Source organism: Virgibacillus salarius (genome assembly GCF_039521925.1).
In the GTDB taxonomy this organism is placed as follows: Bacteria; Bacillota; Bacilli; order Bacillales; family Amphibacillaceae; genus Virgibacillus; species Virgibacillus salarius.
Window position 1 is genome coordinate 1 of the sequence record NZ_BAAACY010000079.1, and the last position, 17407, is coordinate 17407.

General features: G+C 32.8%; 13 protein-coding genes and 1 pseudogene. 13 read left to right on the forward strand and 1 reads right to left on the reverse strand.

Going from position 1 to position 17407, the window contains the following annotated elements; translation table 11 throughout:
• A pseudogene (locus tag ABDZ84_RS10600) lies at positions 1-197 on the reverse strand (IS5/IS1182 family transposase); the annotation flags it as partial.
• 114 nt (positions 198-311) lie between these two features.
• Here ABDZ84_RS10600 and ABDZ84_RS10605 point away from each other — a divergent pair.
• The 13 genes from ABDZ84_RS10605 (at position 312) to ABDZ84_RS10665 (ending at position 17213) form a co-directional block, all read left to right on the forward strand.
• The gene (locus ABDZ84_RS10605) at positions 312-692 is read left to right on the forward strand and encodes a hypothetical protein (protein WP_343781401.1); all 381 of its coding nucleotides are present in this window, start codon (positions 312-314) and stop codon (positions 690-692) included.
• The gene (locus ABDZ84_RS10610; protein ID WP_343781403.1) at positions 661-1212 is read left to right on the forward strand and encodes a hypothetical protein; all 552 of its coding nucleotides are present in this window, start codon (positions 661-663) and stop codon (positions 1210-1212) included. The genes ABDZ84_RS10605 and ABDZ84_RS10610 overlap by 32 nt, the downstream gene beginning before the upstream one ends.
• 51 nt (positions 1213-1263) lie before the next feature.
• The gene (locus ABDZ84_RS10615) at positions 1264-1995 is read left to right on the forward strand and encodes a hypothetical protein (protein WP_343781405.1); all 732 of its coding nucleotides are present in this window, start codon (positions 1264-1266) and stop codon (positions 1993-1995) included.
• A 365-nt stretch (positions 1996-2360) separates the two neighbouring features.
• The gene (locus tag ABDZ84_RS10620; RefSeq protein WP_343781407.1) at positions 2361-2717 is read left to right on the forward strand and encodes a hypothetical protein; all 357 of its coding nucleotides are present in this window, start codon (positions 2361-2363) and stop codon (positions 2715-2717) included.
• A gap of 242 nt (positions 2718-2959) precedes the next feature.
• Complete coding sequence (locus tag ABDZ84_RS10625) at positions 2960-3829, forward strand: hypothetical protein (protein WP_343781409.1); 870 nt, start codon at positions 2960-2962, stop codon at positions 3827-3829.
• Positions 3830-4166: 337 nt separating this feature from the next.
• The gene (locus ABDZ84_RS10630) at positions 4167-4661 is read left to right on the forward strand and encodes a hypothetical protein (protein ID WP_343781411.1); all 495 of its coding nucleotides are present in this window, start codon (positions 4167-4169) and stop codon (positions 4659-4661) included.
• 444 nt (positions 4662-5105) lie between these two features.
• Complete coding sequence (locus ABDZ84_RS10635) at positions 5106-5738, forward strand: DUF6037 family protein (RefSeq protein WP_343781413.1); 633 nt, start codon at positions 5106-5108, stop codon at positions 5736-5738.
• A gap of 835 nt (positions 5739-6573) precedes the next feature.
• The gene (gene avs2 / locus ABDZ84_RS10640) at positions 6574-11139 is read left to right on the forward strand and encodes an AVAST type 2 anti-phage system protein Avs2 (protein WP_343781415.1); all 4566 of its coding nucleotides are present in this window, start codon (positions 6574-6576) and stop codon (positions 11137-11139) included.
• An 897-nt stretch (positions 11140-12036) separates the two neighbouring features.
• Positions 12037-12876: a glycerol kinase gene (locus ABDZ84_RS10645; RefSeq protein WP_343781417.1), complete on the forward strand. Its 840-nt coding sequence runs from the start codon at positions 12037-12039 to the stop codon at positions 12874-12876.
• Positions 12877-12978: 102 nt separating this feature from the next.
• A complete protein-coding gene (locus ABDZ84_RS10650; protein ID WP_343781419.1) occupies positions 12979-13269 on the forward strand; it encodes a hypothetical protein in 291 nt (96 codons plus the stop codon).
• 58 nt (positions 13270-13327) lie between these two features.
• Positions 13328-15346, forward strand: a complete 2019-nt coding sequence (locus ABDZ84_RS10655; RefSeq protein ID WP_343781421.1) for a hypothetical protein — start codon at positions 13328-13330, stop codon at positions 15344-15346.
• Positions 15333-15506 (forward strand): hypothetical protein, encoded by a 174-nt coding sequence (locus tag ABDZ84_RS10660; RefSeq protein ID WP_343781423.1) that lies wholly within the window; start codon positions 15333-15335, stop codon positions 15504-15506. Before ABDZ84_RS10655 ends, ABDZ84_RS10660 begins: the two co-directional genes overlap by 14 nt.
• A gap of 279 nt (positions 15507-15785) precedes the next feature.
• A complete protein-coding gene (locus ABDZ84_RS10665; protein WP_343781425.1) occupies positions 15786-17213 on the forward strand; it encodes a hypothetical protein in 1428 nt (475 codons plus the stop codon).
• The last annotated feature ends 194 nt before the right edge of the window (positions 17214-17407 follow it).

Here is a 17407-nt window from a genome sequence, read left to right on the forward strand (position 1 = left end):
ACCACACGAGCGATTAATGAGTAGATCATGGCACCGTAATTCAGTTCTCTTGGGGCACCAACTTTATTAGGTTTATTAAATAAATTCAAGATAGGATCCAAATTGATTGTTGAAAAAACAGCTTCAAAATGATGGGTAGGTTCCATCTCATATAATTCGTGTATGTCAAACAAGCTTTGTTGTCGTATAATAGACATAGGGGCATCTCACCTCTCTGTTTATGTTTGTGTGGTAACTAACATTATACAGGATTTGGGGAGGTGCTCTAATTTTTATGTCTTTAAAGTCTTGAGCCCCAAGGGCTCTATATTATGAAATTAACTCAGTTAATAAATAAAACAACGAAAAGTGTACATTATGTTTTATTAGTGGAAGTAGAAGAGGCAAATATGAAATCCCTGGATAAATTATATTATTTAGAACATGTCGCAAACAGTGGTTTATTAAAAATAAAAATCGATAAAATCTTCGGAGTATATAGCACATTCGATCATCTAAAAAATGATTATATACCAGATACGATGAAGAACGTTGTTTTTATTGCTAACTCTGAATTAGTTAATAATTTGGATACAAAACCTGTTTGTTATAAAACATTCAATAAAAATAAATTAAAGAGGATAAATATTGAAGATGTACTAGAGGAAGGGGATGATGTATATGGGCAAATTATATCTGATGATGAAAGATAAAGATATAAGCGACAAAATAATAGAAATTTTACATAAACTACGAAAAATTAGCGAATCAGAAGAAATTGATCATACAGTACAAGTAGTAGAATTATACAACCTTAAACAAATGATCGAAAAAATGTCCGATAAACATGCAATATTTCTGTCAGATTGCTGTTCCCCAGAATTTATTAAAACTGTAAAAGCTTCTTCAGATACACAATATTTCTTATTTCATCTTGATGAGAAGCCAGCTACTTTAAAGAGTAGTACTAATGTTTTTGTTTATGATAAATATGAGCCTATAATTAATTGGCTAGATAGATATGTTTTTAAGGAGTTAGATCAAATACCCGAACTATCTATTCAAGAAAATAAAATAGAAGAAAGTGAAGGGGTGATTAATAAAAAAGAAACTGATGAGAAGGCAGTTGAAGATGTATCTATTTATCAACAAAACAATGAAATAGTTTCCGATGAACGGGTTAATGATATTAAGAACAAGGCGTTTCGAAATGTTAGTTGGCAACCAAATTAAATCATCGGGATTTGGTCACCATTACCTAGAGCTGGTGTTACTACCTTCGTTATGAACTTCGCAATATACCTAGCAGAGTTGAGGATGAATACTTGTGTAATTGAATCTCCTTGTGAACATCCGGATCATAAAACAAACTTATCGCGATTTTGTGACTCATCTTTACTGAATAAATGGAACTCCTTTGCACAAGTTCGCTTCAATATATCACTAGATCCAGCTAGTGTGCATTTTAAATATAAGAATGTTCAATGGATGCCATTTGATTCATATGATAAACCATATTATGAAATGTACAATGGCATAGATATTATGAGGGATCAAATAAATGCAGCAACTTACTTTGATGCCATCACCATTGATATGAATAGCATAGACAACTACTATATTGATAATTTAACATTAAGTTATCTAGATGAATGGTGGATAGTTTATGATGGAGATCAGCATCGATTTATGGAATCGATTAATACTATTACTGAAACCTTTGACCTTAATATTAAGTTAATTGTTAATAAATATAATCGCTTTTCAGAAGTTGATGAAATTGCAAGCTTGTTAGGTATAAAATCAGAAATTATTAAAGTACCTAATATATTCAAATCTATTCAAAAAAATAAAACCAGTAATATACCTTTAATAAATAAGCCTGAGGGTAGATATTATCTTGACAAGCCATTTCATGAGATTTCGACAATGTTTCTAGGTAAGGATTATATAAACAAATTTTATCGAAACCCTTTTTATTCCATAAAGAAAATAAAGGATTTTTTAAATTGCTAACAGGTGGTAGACCACTGGTTATTTACCGTTAAGACCACATAATAAATAGAAGAAGTACAGGTTTTGCGTTATAATACTGTAAAAGATTGAGAATTTTTAATAAATGAGAACTGTAAGCCTTAGGATCTTTTTCATGGTGAAAGAATTATTTAAGTACCGTAAAGAAATCATGGAACGATTACAAAAGGCAGACATACATGTAGAGATAGGAGAAAAAAGCTCGACACTGGCATTATTCAGGTATTCTTGGTGAGAAAGAGTTATAATTTGGGCCGTAGATAGTTATTGCATTTAAAGACTATATCTTTTGCATGTTATCTTTTAGTTTTACCCGAACCTTAAATTTGCAAAGGAATGATGTTTTAGTGAGTGTGACTTCCGAAGAATTAATTCAGAGTTTAAAAGAATTACAGGATTATTTGATGGATGGTGGTACTAAGTATCGCCAACAAACTGTAAGAATGGCTATATCTGTTGCTATAAGTTCAAAAGAGCGTTATAGTCCTATAGACTTTTGTAACATTCAAATCTCTCGTAAAATAGTAAAAGAATATGCAAGAAAGATCGATCAGGAACGCTGGATAGATGTTTCAAAAATGCTCATGACTCATGCAAACGAAATTAAAAGGGAGAATTTGATGAGTCAAAAAGAGAAAGCGTTCCTAGAAAAAAGAAGGGAGGAAAGAATAAATCATCGTAAAAGTAAATTGAATAGATTGTAGGATCAATCTTCAGACCAAGAATGAATAAACAGTTATACAATTGTGTTAGCTATGCAGAAATAAATTATAGTGTTGAATTTAGCTAACGAGCAATATGTTATTCACATTGAAATGAAATTGTGTTATAATCCATTTAACAAATTAAATTATCTAATAAAGGGAGTCCCCCTAACAGTGAGTAGGTACAATTGTGCCTACCTCTTGTTAGGGGGGCTTTTTTTATTGGAAAGGAGTAATAGGATATGTATAAACTAGATCAAAATTATTACAAAGAAAAATTCCTTTCAAGTAACGAAGGTTTCGTTAGGTCGAATTCTGTTAAAGGTATAAGATTAAAACACTATGAATTAGTTGCTCTATCATTATTAGCAAAAGAGCAATTGCTTACATCTAAGCAGTTTCGTGATATTCTTGCATTGTTTAGTCCAGATACAAAAGGTAAAACACTGACAAATCGAGTAGCAAGGTTCAATAAAAAGGAAATTATTGGTTTTATTGAAGCTCATCCTTATGTTAAAAATGATTACCATAAATTCTATATCAAGAAATATGGTGTGGAGATTTTGGTTGAATATGGGCTTCTTGACCGTAGCTGGTTAGAAAAAAGTAAATACGGAAAGAAGAGAATAAAATTGTTAGATGGATACTTGGCCGCAAAAGAGCTAATAGTTTCCAGCTATATTGCAAGCTTAAAATTTAATAAAGAGATCGAAGTTTTTCGCCCAAGCTATTATAACAAATTAAATATGAGTAAGGTTATGCCAAATGGTATCATCGCAGTAAATGAAAATTTACAGTTATGTATTGAAGTAGATACTGGTTCTTTATCGTCATCCAGAATTAGAGATAAAATCCAAAGTTATATAGATTTAGCAAAAAAACAGCCTCAGAAACAATTTGTCATCTTATTCGCAACAATTGATCGAACTATTCCACTTCGAAATCAGTATAATGTAGTAGGGAAACGCCGTGTTAACATTTTAAGAAAGATTGCAGATAACCATGTTGAGTTGCACAGTACCCACAATTTAGATGTTCGGGTAAAACCAGTGGGTGATGCTAAGTCCTGGTTTTCCTCTTTAGTGGAACATGGCAAAATGCCTCTTCGTTAGTTGAAAACAATTCTTAAAGTAGACATTGAAGTTGTAAAAGAATTAAAAACCCTTTGGATATTGGTTCTCCAAAGGGTTTTTAAAAAGTTATTCAATAAACTGATAGTTTGTAGAAAAATTCTAAATTCAGTGTTGGATAATTATGTTAAAATAAAAATGAGTTTGTAAAATGTACTTAAATTAACAGATCAGTTATGTAGAATTACGAAATTTCTTATTTCTTTAAATATTGCGAAATCACTTACTATTAGTTGGCCTTTTAGTTTTTAGGAAAATAAAAAAGACATCAAATCTTTCAAGAGAGTATAATGATATGTATTAAAATAAGGAGTTAAAAATGGATATATTCGAATTATTTAAAATGTGGGTAAATCATCCAAAAGGAGGAAGTGGCAGAAGTAATTTAGACAATACAGATGAATGTTGGACAAAGTTATTACAAGGTATTCGTAATTGGGAGAACAGTGAAGATAAATATGAAAATGAAATTGCAAAATATCTACTGTATACAGGGGAAATAAGAAGAGTTCATTTAGGCCTTGATGAAGTGAATTATAATAATCATTATGTTTCATGGACATCAGCTGAAAAATTAGAAGATATATATTGGTTCAATTCATCGTGTGCTCATACAATAATTACAGCAGAAGCAACAAATGATAATCCAGGGATTAGTGTTAAAGGATTTATAGAAGTTGTGAAACTTGAAATTAAAGATTTTGAATTAAACTCACCGGTCATCAGAGCGGAACAAGAAGTGATTTTTCCATTACAAGAAAATTCAATATTAAGCATTGAAAAAATAAGAAAACAAAAAAGAGATGAAAAATGACATGAAATCCCAAGGAGCAGAAGAATTTTTTGACGCTGTAGTTTTGAAATAGGGTCACGATGCAAATGTGATAAGTATATCTAAGCTTGTAATCTATTGTTTAGCCAAACTTATATATACACTGATTAATGATAGCAATAGCATTCGGAGTTAAACAGGTATTCACTACACTTGATAGTTAGAAGTGTTTTTAATTTTTGCAGGGGGGATAAAGGTGTGTATATGAAAGAAAATAAAGAGTACTTCAATTGATTTAGTTAATATAAATTAGGGTAACTGTAATTCTAAACCACGACATATGACATATTAAGTTAGATATACTACGATAAATGACATTTTATATTAAATTTATAATCTCTTTATGTGAGAAGAATGTATGTTTTTATAGTGATTTTGTGACAAAACATATTATATTAAAATTCACAATCTAAAGGAGTGAAACTTTTGGCTGAAGGTATTCGATTTAAAAATTTACCATCCTTATTAAACGATATGAAGAGAAAAAAATGGTATATTGATTCTTTTATATTCGAATATAAAAAGATAGAGTATATTGTGATACTCAAGTTATTTAAAGAAAATCAGAGAAAGCCTAATAAACATGCGCAGGCGAAAATTGAATTTGTCCAAATTAATAATACAAGTAAATGCTTAGAGGGATTTGTTGACTTTTATGAAGTGAGATTTCTAAGTAAACTAGATTTTTGTGAATTTTTTGGGATAAAAGAAGGGGATGCTGATAGGGATTTATTCGTTGATTTTGCAAACATATTTGCAGATTTTATTCCTACAATTAAAGTAATCCAGAAGGATGATATACAGAGTAGACTAGTTGGTAGCCGAGCAGAGGGTAACAACCCTAAGGCTATTTATTGTTACGATGTTCGTCGAAATGGTACTAAATCTGATGGGACACCACATAAACGCACGATAGAAAATAGTAATAAAGCAGAAGTGTTAAGACCTACATTATATGAGCGGTATTATACTGATGATAATTTGAGTTTTTTCTTTTCAGATAAAGAAGAAGATAACAAGAGCGACGATGAAATTATGAGAGCAGTTGCCCAAAGATGAACTTCATAATGTATATATTAGGGGGGTATTTCAAGGCATTTATTCTGTTTTTTGTTGCTTTATTAAAAAAGGAAGATACTGTGATTTTTGATTTAGAATGAACCAATGAAACACTAGTTATTTCCAAAAGAATAATCAAAGTCGTCTCAAATTTTAGCATTTATATTTATCTAGTATAGTGTCTTTCTCGTTTCGAGTATTACCATTGAAAAAAGCAAGACAAACATACAACATATCCAATAATGCGTTTTAGACCATACTGTGTAATAAATAATGTATATAGAGCCAGGTTGTTGAAAAGTTTATCTTGATACGTTAGATAGAGATAATAATAAACATAGTAACTGATTTTAATATATTTGTGGAAAATAACTGTGAATTAATAACAAAAGGAACTTTCTTACCAATAAAGAGAGAAGAGTACAAAAAGTCTATCTTTCTTAGCATTCCGCCCCATTGTAATACTTTCGTGTATAATTCTAAACACCTTTTCGGTACTGGAGAAGTTACGCTAATCAAATTGATACTATATAAAATTCCTCCTGAAGGAAATTTAATAGTTAATCACAAGGAAGATTATCTTCTTATTGAGCAAATAAAAGAATTTTTTAAAAGCGATGAACGAATAACGTTTAAAATGGTTCGAGAAGAAAAGTGATAATATACATAATCAAAGATTTGTTAATGTTTTAACATAAATCCTAAGAATCGATTATAGCCCTACTACTAAACCAAATAATCGAAAATGTACATCTTTATATTCAATACCAGTATATGATATATGTATTGTCTTTTTAAACAAATTCAATAATATTCGAAGAGGGGGAAGGGAACTGTGACAAATATAGATTTCTCTAAAATTAGAAACCATGATGGGAGTCAAGATAACGGATTTGAAGAGCTAGTTTGCCAACTAGCACATTTAACGTCTCCTGATAACGCAGATTACTTTGTTAGAAAAGAGGGAGCAGGTGGTGATGCAGGAGTTGAGTGTTATTGGAAGCTTAAGGACGGCTCAGAGCATGCATGGCAGGCTAAATATTTTGTTGGTCCAATCACTGGCGGTCAATGGAACCAAATATCAAAGTCTGTCGAAACCGCTTTAAACAAGCATCCTAATCTGACAAAATATTATGTTTGTCTACCAAGAGATTGGACAGACAGTAGAAAAACAGGGCAAGGTGGTGAACCTGTAAATTCAGCGTGGGATAAATGGAAAGAACACGTGATGAAATGGGAAAAGTTAGCTCAAGAGAATGGTATGGATGTTGAATTTGACTACTGGTGCAAACACGAGATTAGTCAAATGTTACAAACTGATAACCCTCACTTTGCAGGACGTGCTTTATACTGGTTTAATGCGCCAGTAATTCAAAACGATTCACTAAAAAAAATAGCACTGAATACACGTGAATCTTTAGGAGAAAGGTTTACACCTGAATATCATTTAGATTTACCAATAGTTAGACAAATTGATGGTCTGGGATTAACGCCGGATTGGAAAAATAATCTTGAACAGCAAAGAAAAAAATGTGCTGATTTGTTAGAGCAATTTACGAAATACATACTAACGAAAGTAAAAGACCAAACTTCTCAAGACAGTTGGAACCAATTAGGTAAAATCATTAACGAATTATATGAACAGTTCTCGTTACATATAAGCAAGGGTGATTTTCACAATAGTCACATAAAAATTCATGAAATTTGCTCTGAGGCAGTTAGACAGGCACAGGAATGTAATGAGTATCTGTATCATCAAAGAAGACAAGCTAAGGAAGAGAGTATAAAAACTGAGCTGAGAGATCTATCTCGTGAGATGTCAATCTTTATGAATAAGCTTGGCGATGTTGGATCATTCTTAAGAAGTAAATCTGTTGCGTCGTGTTCGAGTAAAGCTGCGATATTGTTAGGAGAAGCGGGAATTGGAAAGTCACACTTGTTGTGTGATATTTCTTTGAAGCGTATAGAGGAGTCCCTCCCTACATTATTTATTCTTGGACAACATTATTCTGGTGGTAATCCATTAAATTATATTTTGGAATCACTTGATTTAAGTGAAAACTCATATCGTCAAGTACTAGGTGCCTTAGATGCAGCTGGTGAAGCAAATAGTACTCGAACTCTTATTGTGATAGATGCTATAAATGAAGGAACATTTAACCATGAATGGTACGATAATATATCGAGATTCTTATCGGAATTATCCGATTATCCAAATCTATCAATAATTCTTAGTTGCCGAACAACATATGTGAATTACCTATTACCTGAGGAGCTTCCAGAAACTCGCATGACTCAAATACATCATAACGGGTTTAGAGGATACGAACATCGTGCAGCTTCAAAGTATCTGGCTAAACAAGGTATCTCAAAGCCAAGTGCTCCAATAACATCACCAGAGTTTAGTAACCCGCTTTTCTTAAAAACGTGTTGTAAAGCACTTAAAGAGAATGGCTTTTCATCCTTTCCAAAAGGACTTAATGGAGTAGGCAAATTGTTCAGTTTTTACTTGGAGAATTTCAATAAAATAATAAATAGAAAAAAGAAGTACTTTTCTGGTGAAAAGGTTGTTAATAACGCGATTGATGAGTTTGTTAAGGTTCTTTTCCCGGATAGTCTTTCTGGAATATCAGTACCTGAAGCTAGAAGATTGATTGACTCAGTAGATCCTAAACCAAATCATGGTGAAAACCTTATGGATCTTCTTATAGATGAAGGGCTTCTTTCTTTTGATATTGTACCAGGTTCAGAAGGTTCTTCTAAGGGGAGGGAGGTTATTCGTTTTACTTACGAAAGATTTAGTGATCATTTTGTTGCCCAATATATACTTGATCATTGTGTAAATGAAGAAAATATCAAAGCTTGCTTTGCTGAAGATCAAGTGGTTGGAAAAATGTTGAGCGATGGAAGTTTTTATAGATTTGGCGGCATAATTGAGGCCCTTGGTATATATATACCAGAACGTTTTGGATGTGAATTTATTGATTTTATACCTACAGAAACATTTGATTATGACTGGTTATTTGAAAAAACATTTTCTGAAGGACTTTTATGGAGATCCCCCGAATCTTTTACTGAAAGAACAGTGGAGTTATTGAATAAAATTCCGAGGGCTATAGGTTTTCATAACGATGCCATTGATATCCTTTTGTCTCTTTCGTCAGAACCGGGGCATCCTTGGAATGCAGATTTTTTGGATAGAAATCTCATGGATAAATCCCTTTCGGAGAGAGATGCTCTGTGGTCAACACATATTGCAGTAAGTGATTCAGAGGAAGATGAAACCCAAGACCAAGCTGAATCTATCGTCCGGACGTTGATTGATTGGTCGCTTTCAGTAAATCTAAATGATGTAGATATTGAAAGGATCCGATTAATTTCGATGACCTTGATGTGGATGACGACTACTTCAAATAGGAAGGTGCGTGATCAGTCAACAAAATCATTATCAAGGATACTATCGTACTCACCAAAACTTATTCCTAGTTTCATTGAAAAATATAATGACGATTTTAATGATCCGTACTTGTTAGAAAGGCTTTATGCGGCAATATATGGTGCAGTATGTAATATCGAAAATGATGAGGTTGTAAAAGAAATTGCGGAGTCCGTTTTTGACAATGTGTTTAAAGATGGATTGCCGTATCCACATATTTTGATGCGTGATTATGCAAGAGGAATTATGGAGTTTGCTTATGCGAGAGGTCTTCTTACATCGAATGCTAATCCTGAAGTTTTTAGACCTCCATATAATAGTGAGTGGCCAATAGATAATCCGTCAAATAAAGAAATAGATAAACTGGTTGGAGATGAATTTTCTTCTATTAAAAGTTCAGTGATGGGCTTTATTGGAGATTTTGGAAAGTATACGATGTCTTGTGTACATGATTGGTCACCAACTCCATTAAGCGAAGAACAACCAGAAAGTTCATATGAAATCCATCTCAGATTTGCGGAAATATTGCCTGATCAGCTAAAAGACCGTTATCTTTTACTTATAAATAAGAAAATTGAAGAAAAAAGAAATGACTTCGATCTGGAGAATTTCTTAGATAATATAAAAATATGGGGTGAAGAGGAAGAGACGACAACAGAGCAACGACAAGAAAAAGATGAGTGGGAAGCCCTAAAAGAAAAGATAAAAGATGTACTTGATGATGAACAAAAGGAATATTTCAGATGGGTTAGTAACCTAAGTGTTAATGATAGACCAGCAGCTTTTAGCAGGAAATGGGCTCAGCGATGGGTGTGCAAAAGGGCTCATGAATTAGGATGGGATCGAGATCTCTTTGAAAACTTTGAGAGAATGTATGCAAAAGACTTTGATAGGCAACCTAAACGTATCGAACGAATAGGCAAGAAATATCAGTGGATTGCTTTTCATGAGCTTTTAGCTAAAATGTCGGATAACTTACATTGGATTGACCGTGGATATAGTGATGTAGACGATTCTAAATTCTGGGGACCATGGCAGATTCATTTACGTGATGTTGATCCGACTCTATGTCAACGCAAGACTGGAGCTTCTGATTGGGATGAATCTAAAGGTGTGTGGTGGCAGCCCTATATATTTCCTTTTGTCGATGATGATCTTGATCAAGTGAAGTCTTGGCTATGGGATAGAACGATAATTCCGCCATTCCCCAAATTATTAAAAAGAACTAATCCAATTAATAATAAAAATTGGACTGTTCTACGAGGTTTTTCTAAATCAACTAAAGATCCTGCTAAGGACAAAGATACTATACCAAGTCAAGATGGATGGTTTAGGATTAATACCTGCATTGTAAAAAAGGAAGACGTAGTCACGCTTAAAGAAAAGCTTAAAGGGGAAAATTTATGTGATCCGGATATTCTAAGTCCGTGGTCATCAAGACATCAAGCGTTTTTGAGAGAGTATCCTTGGCATCCTTCGTATAAAGAAATGGTGGATTGGATAGAGCCTCATTCAGAAGCAAATTTGCGAAATATAATTAACGTAAAACATTTAATACCGACAAACCAATATGAGTGGGAATCGGGAAGTACCGATAATTCAATAGATGAAACAATTTCTTTGTATCTTCCAAATAAACAATTTGTAAGTGATTTGGGGTTAAACTTAAAACCATATTCTTCAAATTTATGGTTAGACATGGAGGGCAGTACAGCATTTATTGATCCTAGTGTAAATGAAACTGGCCCTTCATATGGACTTATAAGATCGGACTTACTAGATCAATGGCTAGAAAAAAACAACTTGCAGATAGTCTGGTTGGTCGGAGGCGAAAAACAGCTCTTTACCTACATGGCTGATAAATTCTATGGTCGACTAGTTTACAGCGGGCTCTATACGGTTTCCAATGATAATATCGATGGTGAAATGTGGTTTATTGAGGAACCTGGTAGAGAAGAGGATTAAGACCAAGATGATCTATTCTATATAAGCTGTACAAGTTGGTGTAATTGAGGAAAAATTTCGCGATCATAAAACGCTGTTGTTGTTTTCCTCTGTTTTAGATGCATATCCGTAAATTAATGAAGTACAAGTAAAGATAAAATAATAGATTAACACCGTTTCAATTTTTGACACGGTGTTAAGACAATTATAAGAATGAAAATAGGCAAATGTATTGTGCAATTTACAACCGAAATCATAATTTTCAATGCTATATTTCATATCCGTTTCTCAACAATAGGGAGCGGCCTCTTTAACGGCTACGAAAATGCAATTCAGATCCATTTGCTGCACAGTACAACGATACAGTGAAATAGTGAAACTTGTAGTAAAGAGAGGGTGTTTTTTTAGAATAATGACTTATCGTTTACTACATTGGGTTCGAGGAATAAAAAATAGGATTATGTATATCCTAAAATTTAGAAATATGAGAGTAGGAAGTTTATATGTCCCGCCAAATCTACAATGGACAAACTGTATGAAAAATGGGTTAGATAAATGAAGGTTAAATTATAAGTACTAAGTGATGTGATCGGTTAATTATATAAGCTGAAGTATAGGGTTGTTGAAATAGACATCTTCAAAGATAGGATTCAGACTATTTAGTATGTGATCAATCTACACGCCATGAATGAATTCTAATCTATTCGACGTTACAGTCTTTTTATTACTTTAAAAACTTAAAAGTGATAGCTACAAAGAAAAACCGATTCTTATATGAAAAGTAGCACAGCTGGAATTACCAGTGCCTTACTGCTGTATAAATATCGATCAGAAAATGTGCAAAGGAGATTAATCAATTATGACTACTTCTCAAAAAATAAAATACTATCTACTACAGCGCTTTCGAAAAAGTTGAAAATGAATGTAAAAGATGTGTTTCAAATACTTGTTGATAACGATTTGGTTAAAAGAGTTGATGATAACTGGGCTGTGACAGATAAGGGAGAGAAGCTAGGTGGAACGAAAAAGAAGCATCCTAAAATAGGTGAATACATAGCATGGAATGAAAATATTAAAAATAATAGCATATTTAAAACAGAGAATGAAGTGGACAAATTTATAAATGCAACAGCCTTAAGTAATTACTTTGGAGTATCTAAATTTAAAATTAATCCTATTTTGTCGGAGCTTGGATTTATAGAAAAGTCTATTAAGGGATGGACGGCGACAGCTCTTGGTATAAGCATAGGTGGGAAACAATACGAGTATGAAAGAACGGGAATTCCTTATGTGAATTGGCCCAAAAGTATATTACAGAATAAGAGATTAGTAGAAACGATGAATGAAATCTCTGGTACAGATATTGAATCAAAAGAAGAAATAGAACCAAAGAGTAATGTCCATTTCAGGCAAAAATATGAAGCTAAACATAGAGCTGCCGATGGTCATTATGTCAGATCTAGAGCTGAAATGTTAATTGATAATTGGTTGTACATGTCTGGAATCGTACATGCATATGAGCGCAAATTACCAATTGAAGAGGATGTCTACACAGATTTTTATTTACCAGTGGGCAGAGTATACATAGAGTATTGGGGATTAGAAGATAATCCTAAATATAAGGCAAGAAAACAAGAGAAATTAAAAATCTATGAAAAGTATGGTTTTAATCTGATTCAGTTGAAAGATGCTGATATTCAGAATTTAGATGATATTTTACCTAAGAAATTATTGAAGTTTGGTATACAAGCATATTAAAGCAAGAAATCGCCCTAAACCTTTTATCAATAAGGTTTTTAAATGTATTAGTAATTTTGCGATAGACATTTAAATAGAAGTTATAAATGGGAGGTTCATAGCATGACAACTTCAAAACTATCAGCCTTAATAAATGTTATAAACATAGTAAATGATGCTTTAGATAAAGGTGCTTATAAATCTGCTTTATTTTGCGCATTATCGATATCTGATATTTGTGGTCAAATTGAATATCCAGAATTAGATAAGCAAAATTGTGTGGGTAAAAGATACAAAAAATGGTATAACGAAAATATATATCCTTATGAGATTCCTAATCATAAAGAAAAGTTTAATGAGAGACACGACAATAAAATTTGTGAAACTAGAGTTTATAGATACGAGTTTTTCTGAAGACCAATTTACGATAATGGAAAGTACTATGTGATAGAGGTTTAGGAGGAGAGGTCTAATGTTCCAGATAGATAAAGAAAATAAAGATAACCCCCAAACTAACTATGTACAACATTTTTCAACGAGAATTCCGTGGAAGGATAACGATTATTCTGGGCGAATTGACAATAACCCTAGGTATAATGTAGCTGCTCAAGTAATCCCCAACATTGCATCATCACGGGACTTGGAATTTGAGGAAACAAATAAAAGTAAAAGTTACGAACAAGTAGGACCAGTGAAAATGCAAAACTGGATTACAGAGAACGCTGCGTTCATGAGTGATACCAAGCTTGAACTTAAAATGAACCATCCATATAAAAAAGGAAATGCTAAGTTCAAGCATTTCAAAGAAACAACCTTTAAGATGGACCCCTATTCTTTCTTATTGCGTCCCTTTTCATGGACTTTAAAGGATAACGCCAATGAGAAGCAAAAGTATTACAATTTTTACTTTGACTTAGAAAAAACAGAACAAATGCTGAACTGGTCAAGTGCGTGGGTATCACATGGAGAATCTCAAAAAGGGATTTTCGATTACTTCTTTTCCGGAATTAGTCCACACAATTCATTGATATTTCCATATTACAAGCAAGTTCCGTTTATCGATGATAATAGGCATGTAATTGCTGGAATAGGAAATATAGTATTAAATGTAGAACTTCATGAATATGAGTCTGATGGAAGCAGTGACGAAAAGAACTACATTTGGGAGACAAATGCAGCTCATTCAATAAGAGTAGATGGTCAAGATGGCTTTTTAATGCCATATCATGAAATTTCCGAGTATGCAAAAAAGCATCCTGATTTTGATGTATCAAGTGTCACATTGTTTGAAGCAGCAGGTTTTAGATCGGAATTTTCATATGCAGCTGAATGGGTCAGCTACGATGCAGCTATTGATGTGCTAAATCAAGCGAAAAATGCATTGAAAAATATAGCTAAACTCAAGCTAAAAGAAGCCAATAATGAATGGGTTAATGTTCAACTTGAATATATTGATAATCAATTAAAAAGCGTTTGGAATCAACGTGGTATATTCCCAGGATTAGGTTCGATTTTATCAGCTTTCGGTGTTAGATATGGCTTCGATGTTGCTAAACATGTTGATACTTCTGAAAACGACCTGATTTCTGAATTAAAGTTATACTTTTCAGGTGATAAAGAAACTGGGAACGAAAAATTGGATGACAGCTTGGCGGAAAAAGAGGATGAGTTTTCTGGTCTATTAAGAAATGAAAACAAAACTCAATACTTTGAACTTTTGTCTCGATTGAATCTTTCTGTAGAACAAGCTAATTATGCTTGGTGTAACCTAAAAAATTATGCAGCTAAAGTTATTGAAAACCCGTACCTATTATTCGAACTTACCCGAAGGGAAAAGGACGAACATCAAGTTACTATTTCTCAAATTGACAATGCAATGTTTGTGAATCCATTGGTGGAAAATAAATATCCTCTTAATAAACCTACTAAAATGAGAACTGAAGGTGATAAACGCCGATTTAGAGCTATGGTGATATTTGTTTTAGTTCAAGCCGCAAATCAAGGCCATACTTTACTCAGCTATGATCAAATTGTAGAAGAAATTAACAAATTACCATTAGATCAAAAAACAGATTTTCAAACTGAAAAGATCGAAGGTGTTCTAGAATTTTTGCAGGAAGGTGAGTTGTACGTTAATGTCGAAAATACTTACATCAAACTGGAAGAATATCAAAATTATAAACAATTGGTAGTCGATATAGTAAATAGCCGTTTAGAAAATAGTTTATCGAGTGAACAAAACTGGCGAAAAATTATTGACGAACAATTTGGGGAACTTCAAGAAAATAATGAAGAAAACGATCAACTGGCTCGTGATGAAAAGGCGACAGCGTTAAAGATACTTGAATCATCTAAAATATCTGTTCTATTAGGAAGAGCTGGTACGGGTAAAACATCAGCATTGGGGATTTTAGCTTCCTCAAAAGAAATTAAAGCAGGTGGAGTATTAGCATTGACTCCTACTGGAGCATCTTGGAATGCTGAAAAATAAATCGTATAAAAAGCATTGGGAAGAGAAAAGAGCAAATTATGAAAGTGTGGGGGTCTCAGAAACTCTTGGAAATCTGATAATTACAGAGGATGGATTAGACGGAAGTTTTGATTCAGAGTTAATAGAAAGTAAGATTCTTACATGGATAAAAAATAGTTGATTTATTCTTACCAATCAACATAGAAATAGATAACTCTCTATGTTCCCTCATACCTGTTATCTAATCCATCACCTCATTCTATAAAAGGGATGGGGCAAGTAATCAATGTGGACAAGTGTCCACGAGGGGGCTGATCCCAGTTCCAAATTCTAGAATAGAAACAACAATTAATACTTCTAATGTGAATAAAGAAGGTTTCAGTCTTTATAACCGTTTATTATATGAGAGATAGTACCCAAAACGTAAACTTATAATCTATGAAAAAAGTAGGAGGATAATATGTTATTTTCTGAACTGTATAGTTTTGACAATCCGGAAAGTGAAGAATGGTTTGATCCAATTTTACACCAAGATACAAAATTGTTTATAGACCCATTTCTTATATTTAAAACTAATCACCCTTTATTTTCGGATGTTTATGACGAAATGATGGAATTTATTAATGATGTTTTTAATCTTATCGCGAGGTCTGGTGGAAATAAGAGAGATATTAATTATAAAAAGGCTGTTTCGATGTTAAGGTTTCATGAAGTAAATGAGTTGTGTTTAGGATATTCATCTAACCGAAACGGTGCTGGTCCAGGTCCGAAATGGTCCGAGACGATAGCATCAAATATTAGTCGTTGCATTGATTATTCTATTTTCGAGTTAGATCATATGGAAGAAATAGGGTTATTCTCTATTGGAATTGGACCTGACAGTATTAGTGATATAACAGCAAATATCATGAAAGATAGGTTGGTTACTTACACTCAAAACATCTGTAAAGCACACGATATTGAGATGAAAGAAGTAACACTAAAAAATGCTAGGTTTAACAAAAAATTTAGACAGTGGGAAACAGAAAAAGTCTTATTGCCTGTTAACCCTTATAAAGATAGAAGCACTGGAATATTGTTGGTTCCAGAAATGTTTCTAAGAGAATTACCAACAATCAATAAAGATGACCTTCTCTCAAGCATTATGGAAAGTAGCATTTTAAGGTCTGATCTTAACTTTGAAATTGACCAGAGTCTAAAAAAAGAAGATATAGCCAAAATTGCTTTAGAAAATTATAAAATTGTTAAGGAATACATTAGGAAAGTTGAATCAAGAAATGGAGCACCATATGATCTAATCGAAGATCCGAAAATGCTATATAAATGGTATATTATTGCACAGTCGATCACTAACTCAAGCCCTATCAGTATTAAGGATCCAACATCAAAAGAAGAATTTCTGGAACTAGTTTTCCAGATGGCGGAGACATTTAAGAATTATGTAGAAAATAAATCTGGCTATAAACTCCTGTGGGATGAAAAATTCACCAAAGGAAAAAGTGAAGAATCTGTCCAACTTCTATTTAATGGGATAGTTGAACAATATTGTGAAGCAAATGGAATTGATTTAACCAGAGAAGTAAATCAAGGACGTGGCCCTGTGGACTTTCGCTTTTCCTCAGGATATCAGAATCGAGTATTACTAGAGATTAAACTTGCTAGAAATTCAAAATTTTGGCATGGACTAGAGGCGCAACTTCCTAAATATTTAGAAATAGATAAATTAAAAGAAGGTATATTTTTGGTGTTAATCTATAACGAAAATGATCAAAAAAGAGTAAAAGATATAGATATAAGGGTCAGCAGAGTTAACAGAGAACAAAATCTAAAGATAAAAACTATTATTGTAGACGCAACACCTCTAAAGCCATCTGCGTCAAATCTGTAAAAAAATTTGTTCGATTGAGTAACTACATGGTGGATGACCTAATGAAGCTTAATAAAGCAAAAAATAATTTTCAATATTGTTATCTTGAATTATTAAAAATAGCATAGTCATATCCCTTGATTTAAAGGGGCTGGGACATAACTAGCCCTTATGAAGTTAAAAAAGATTCCAGTTATCAAAAAATGATAGCTGGA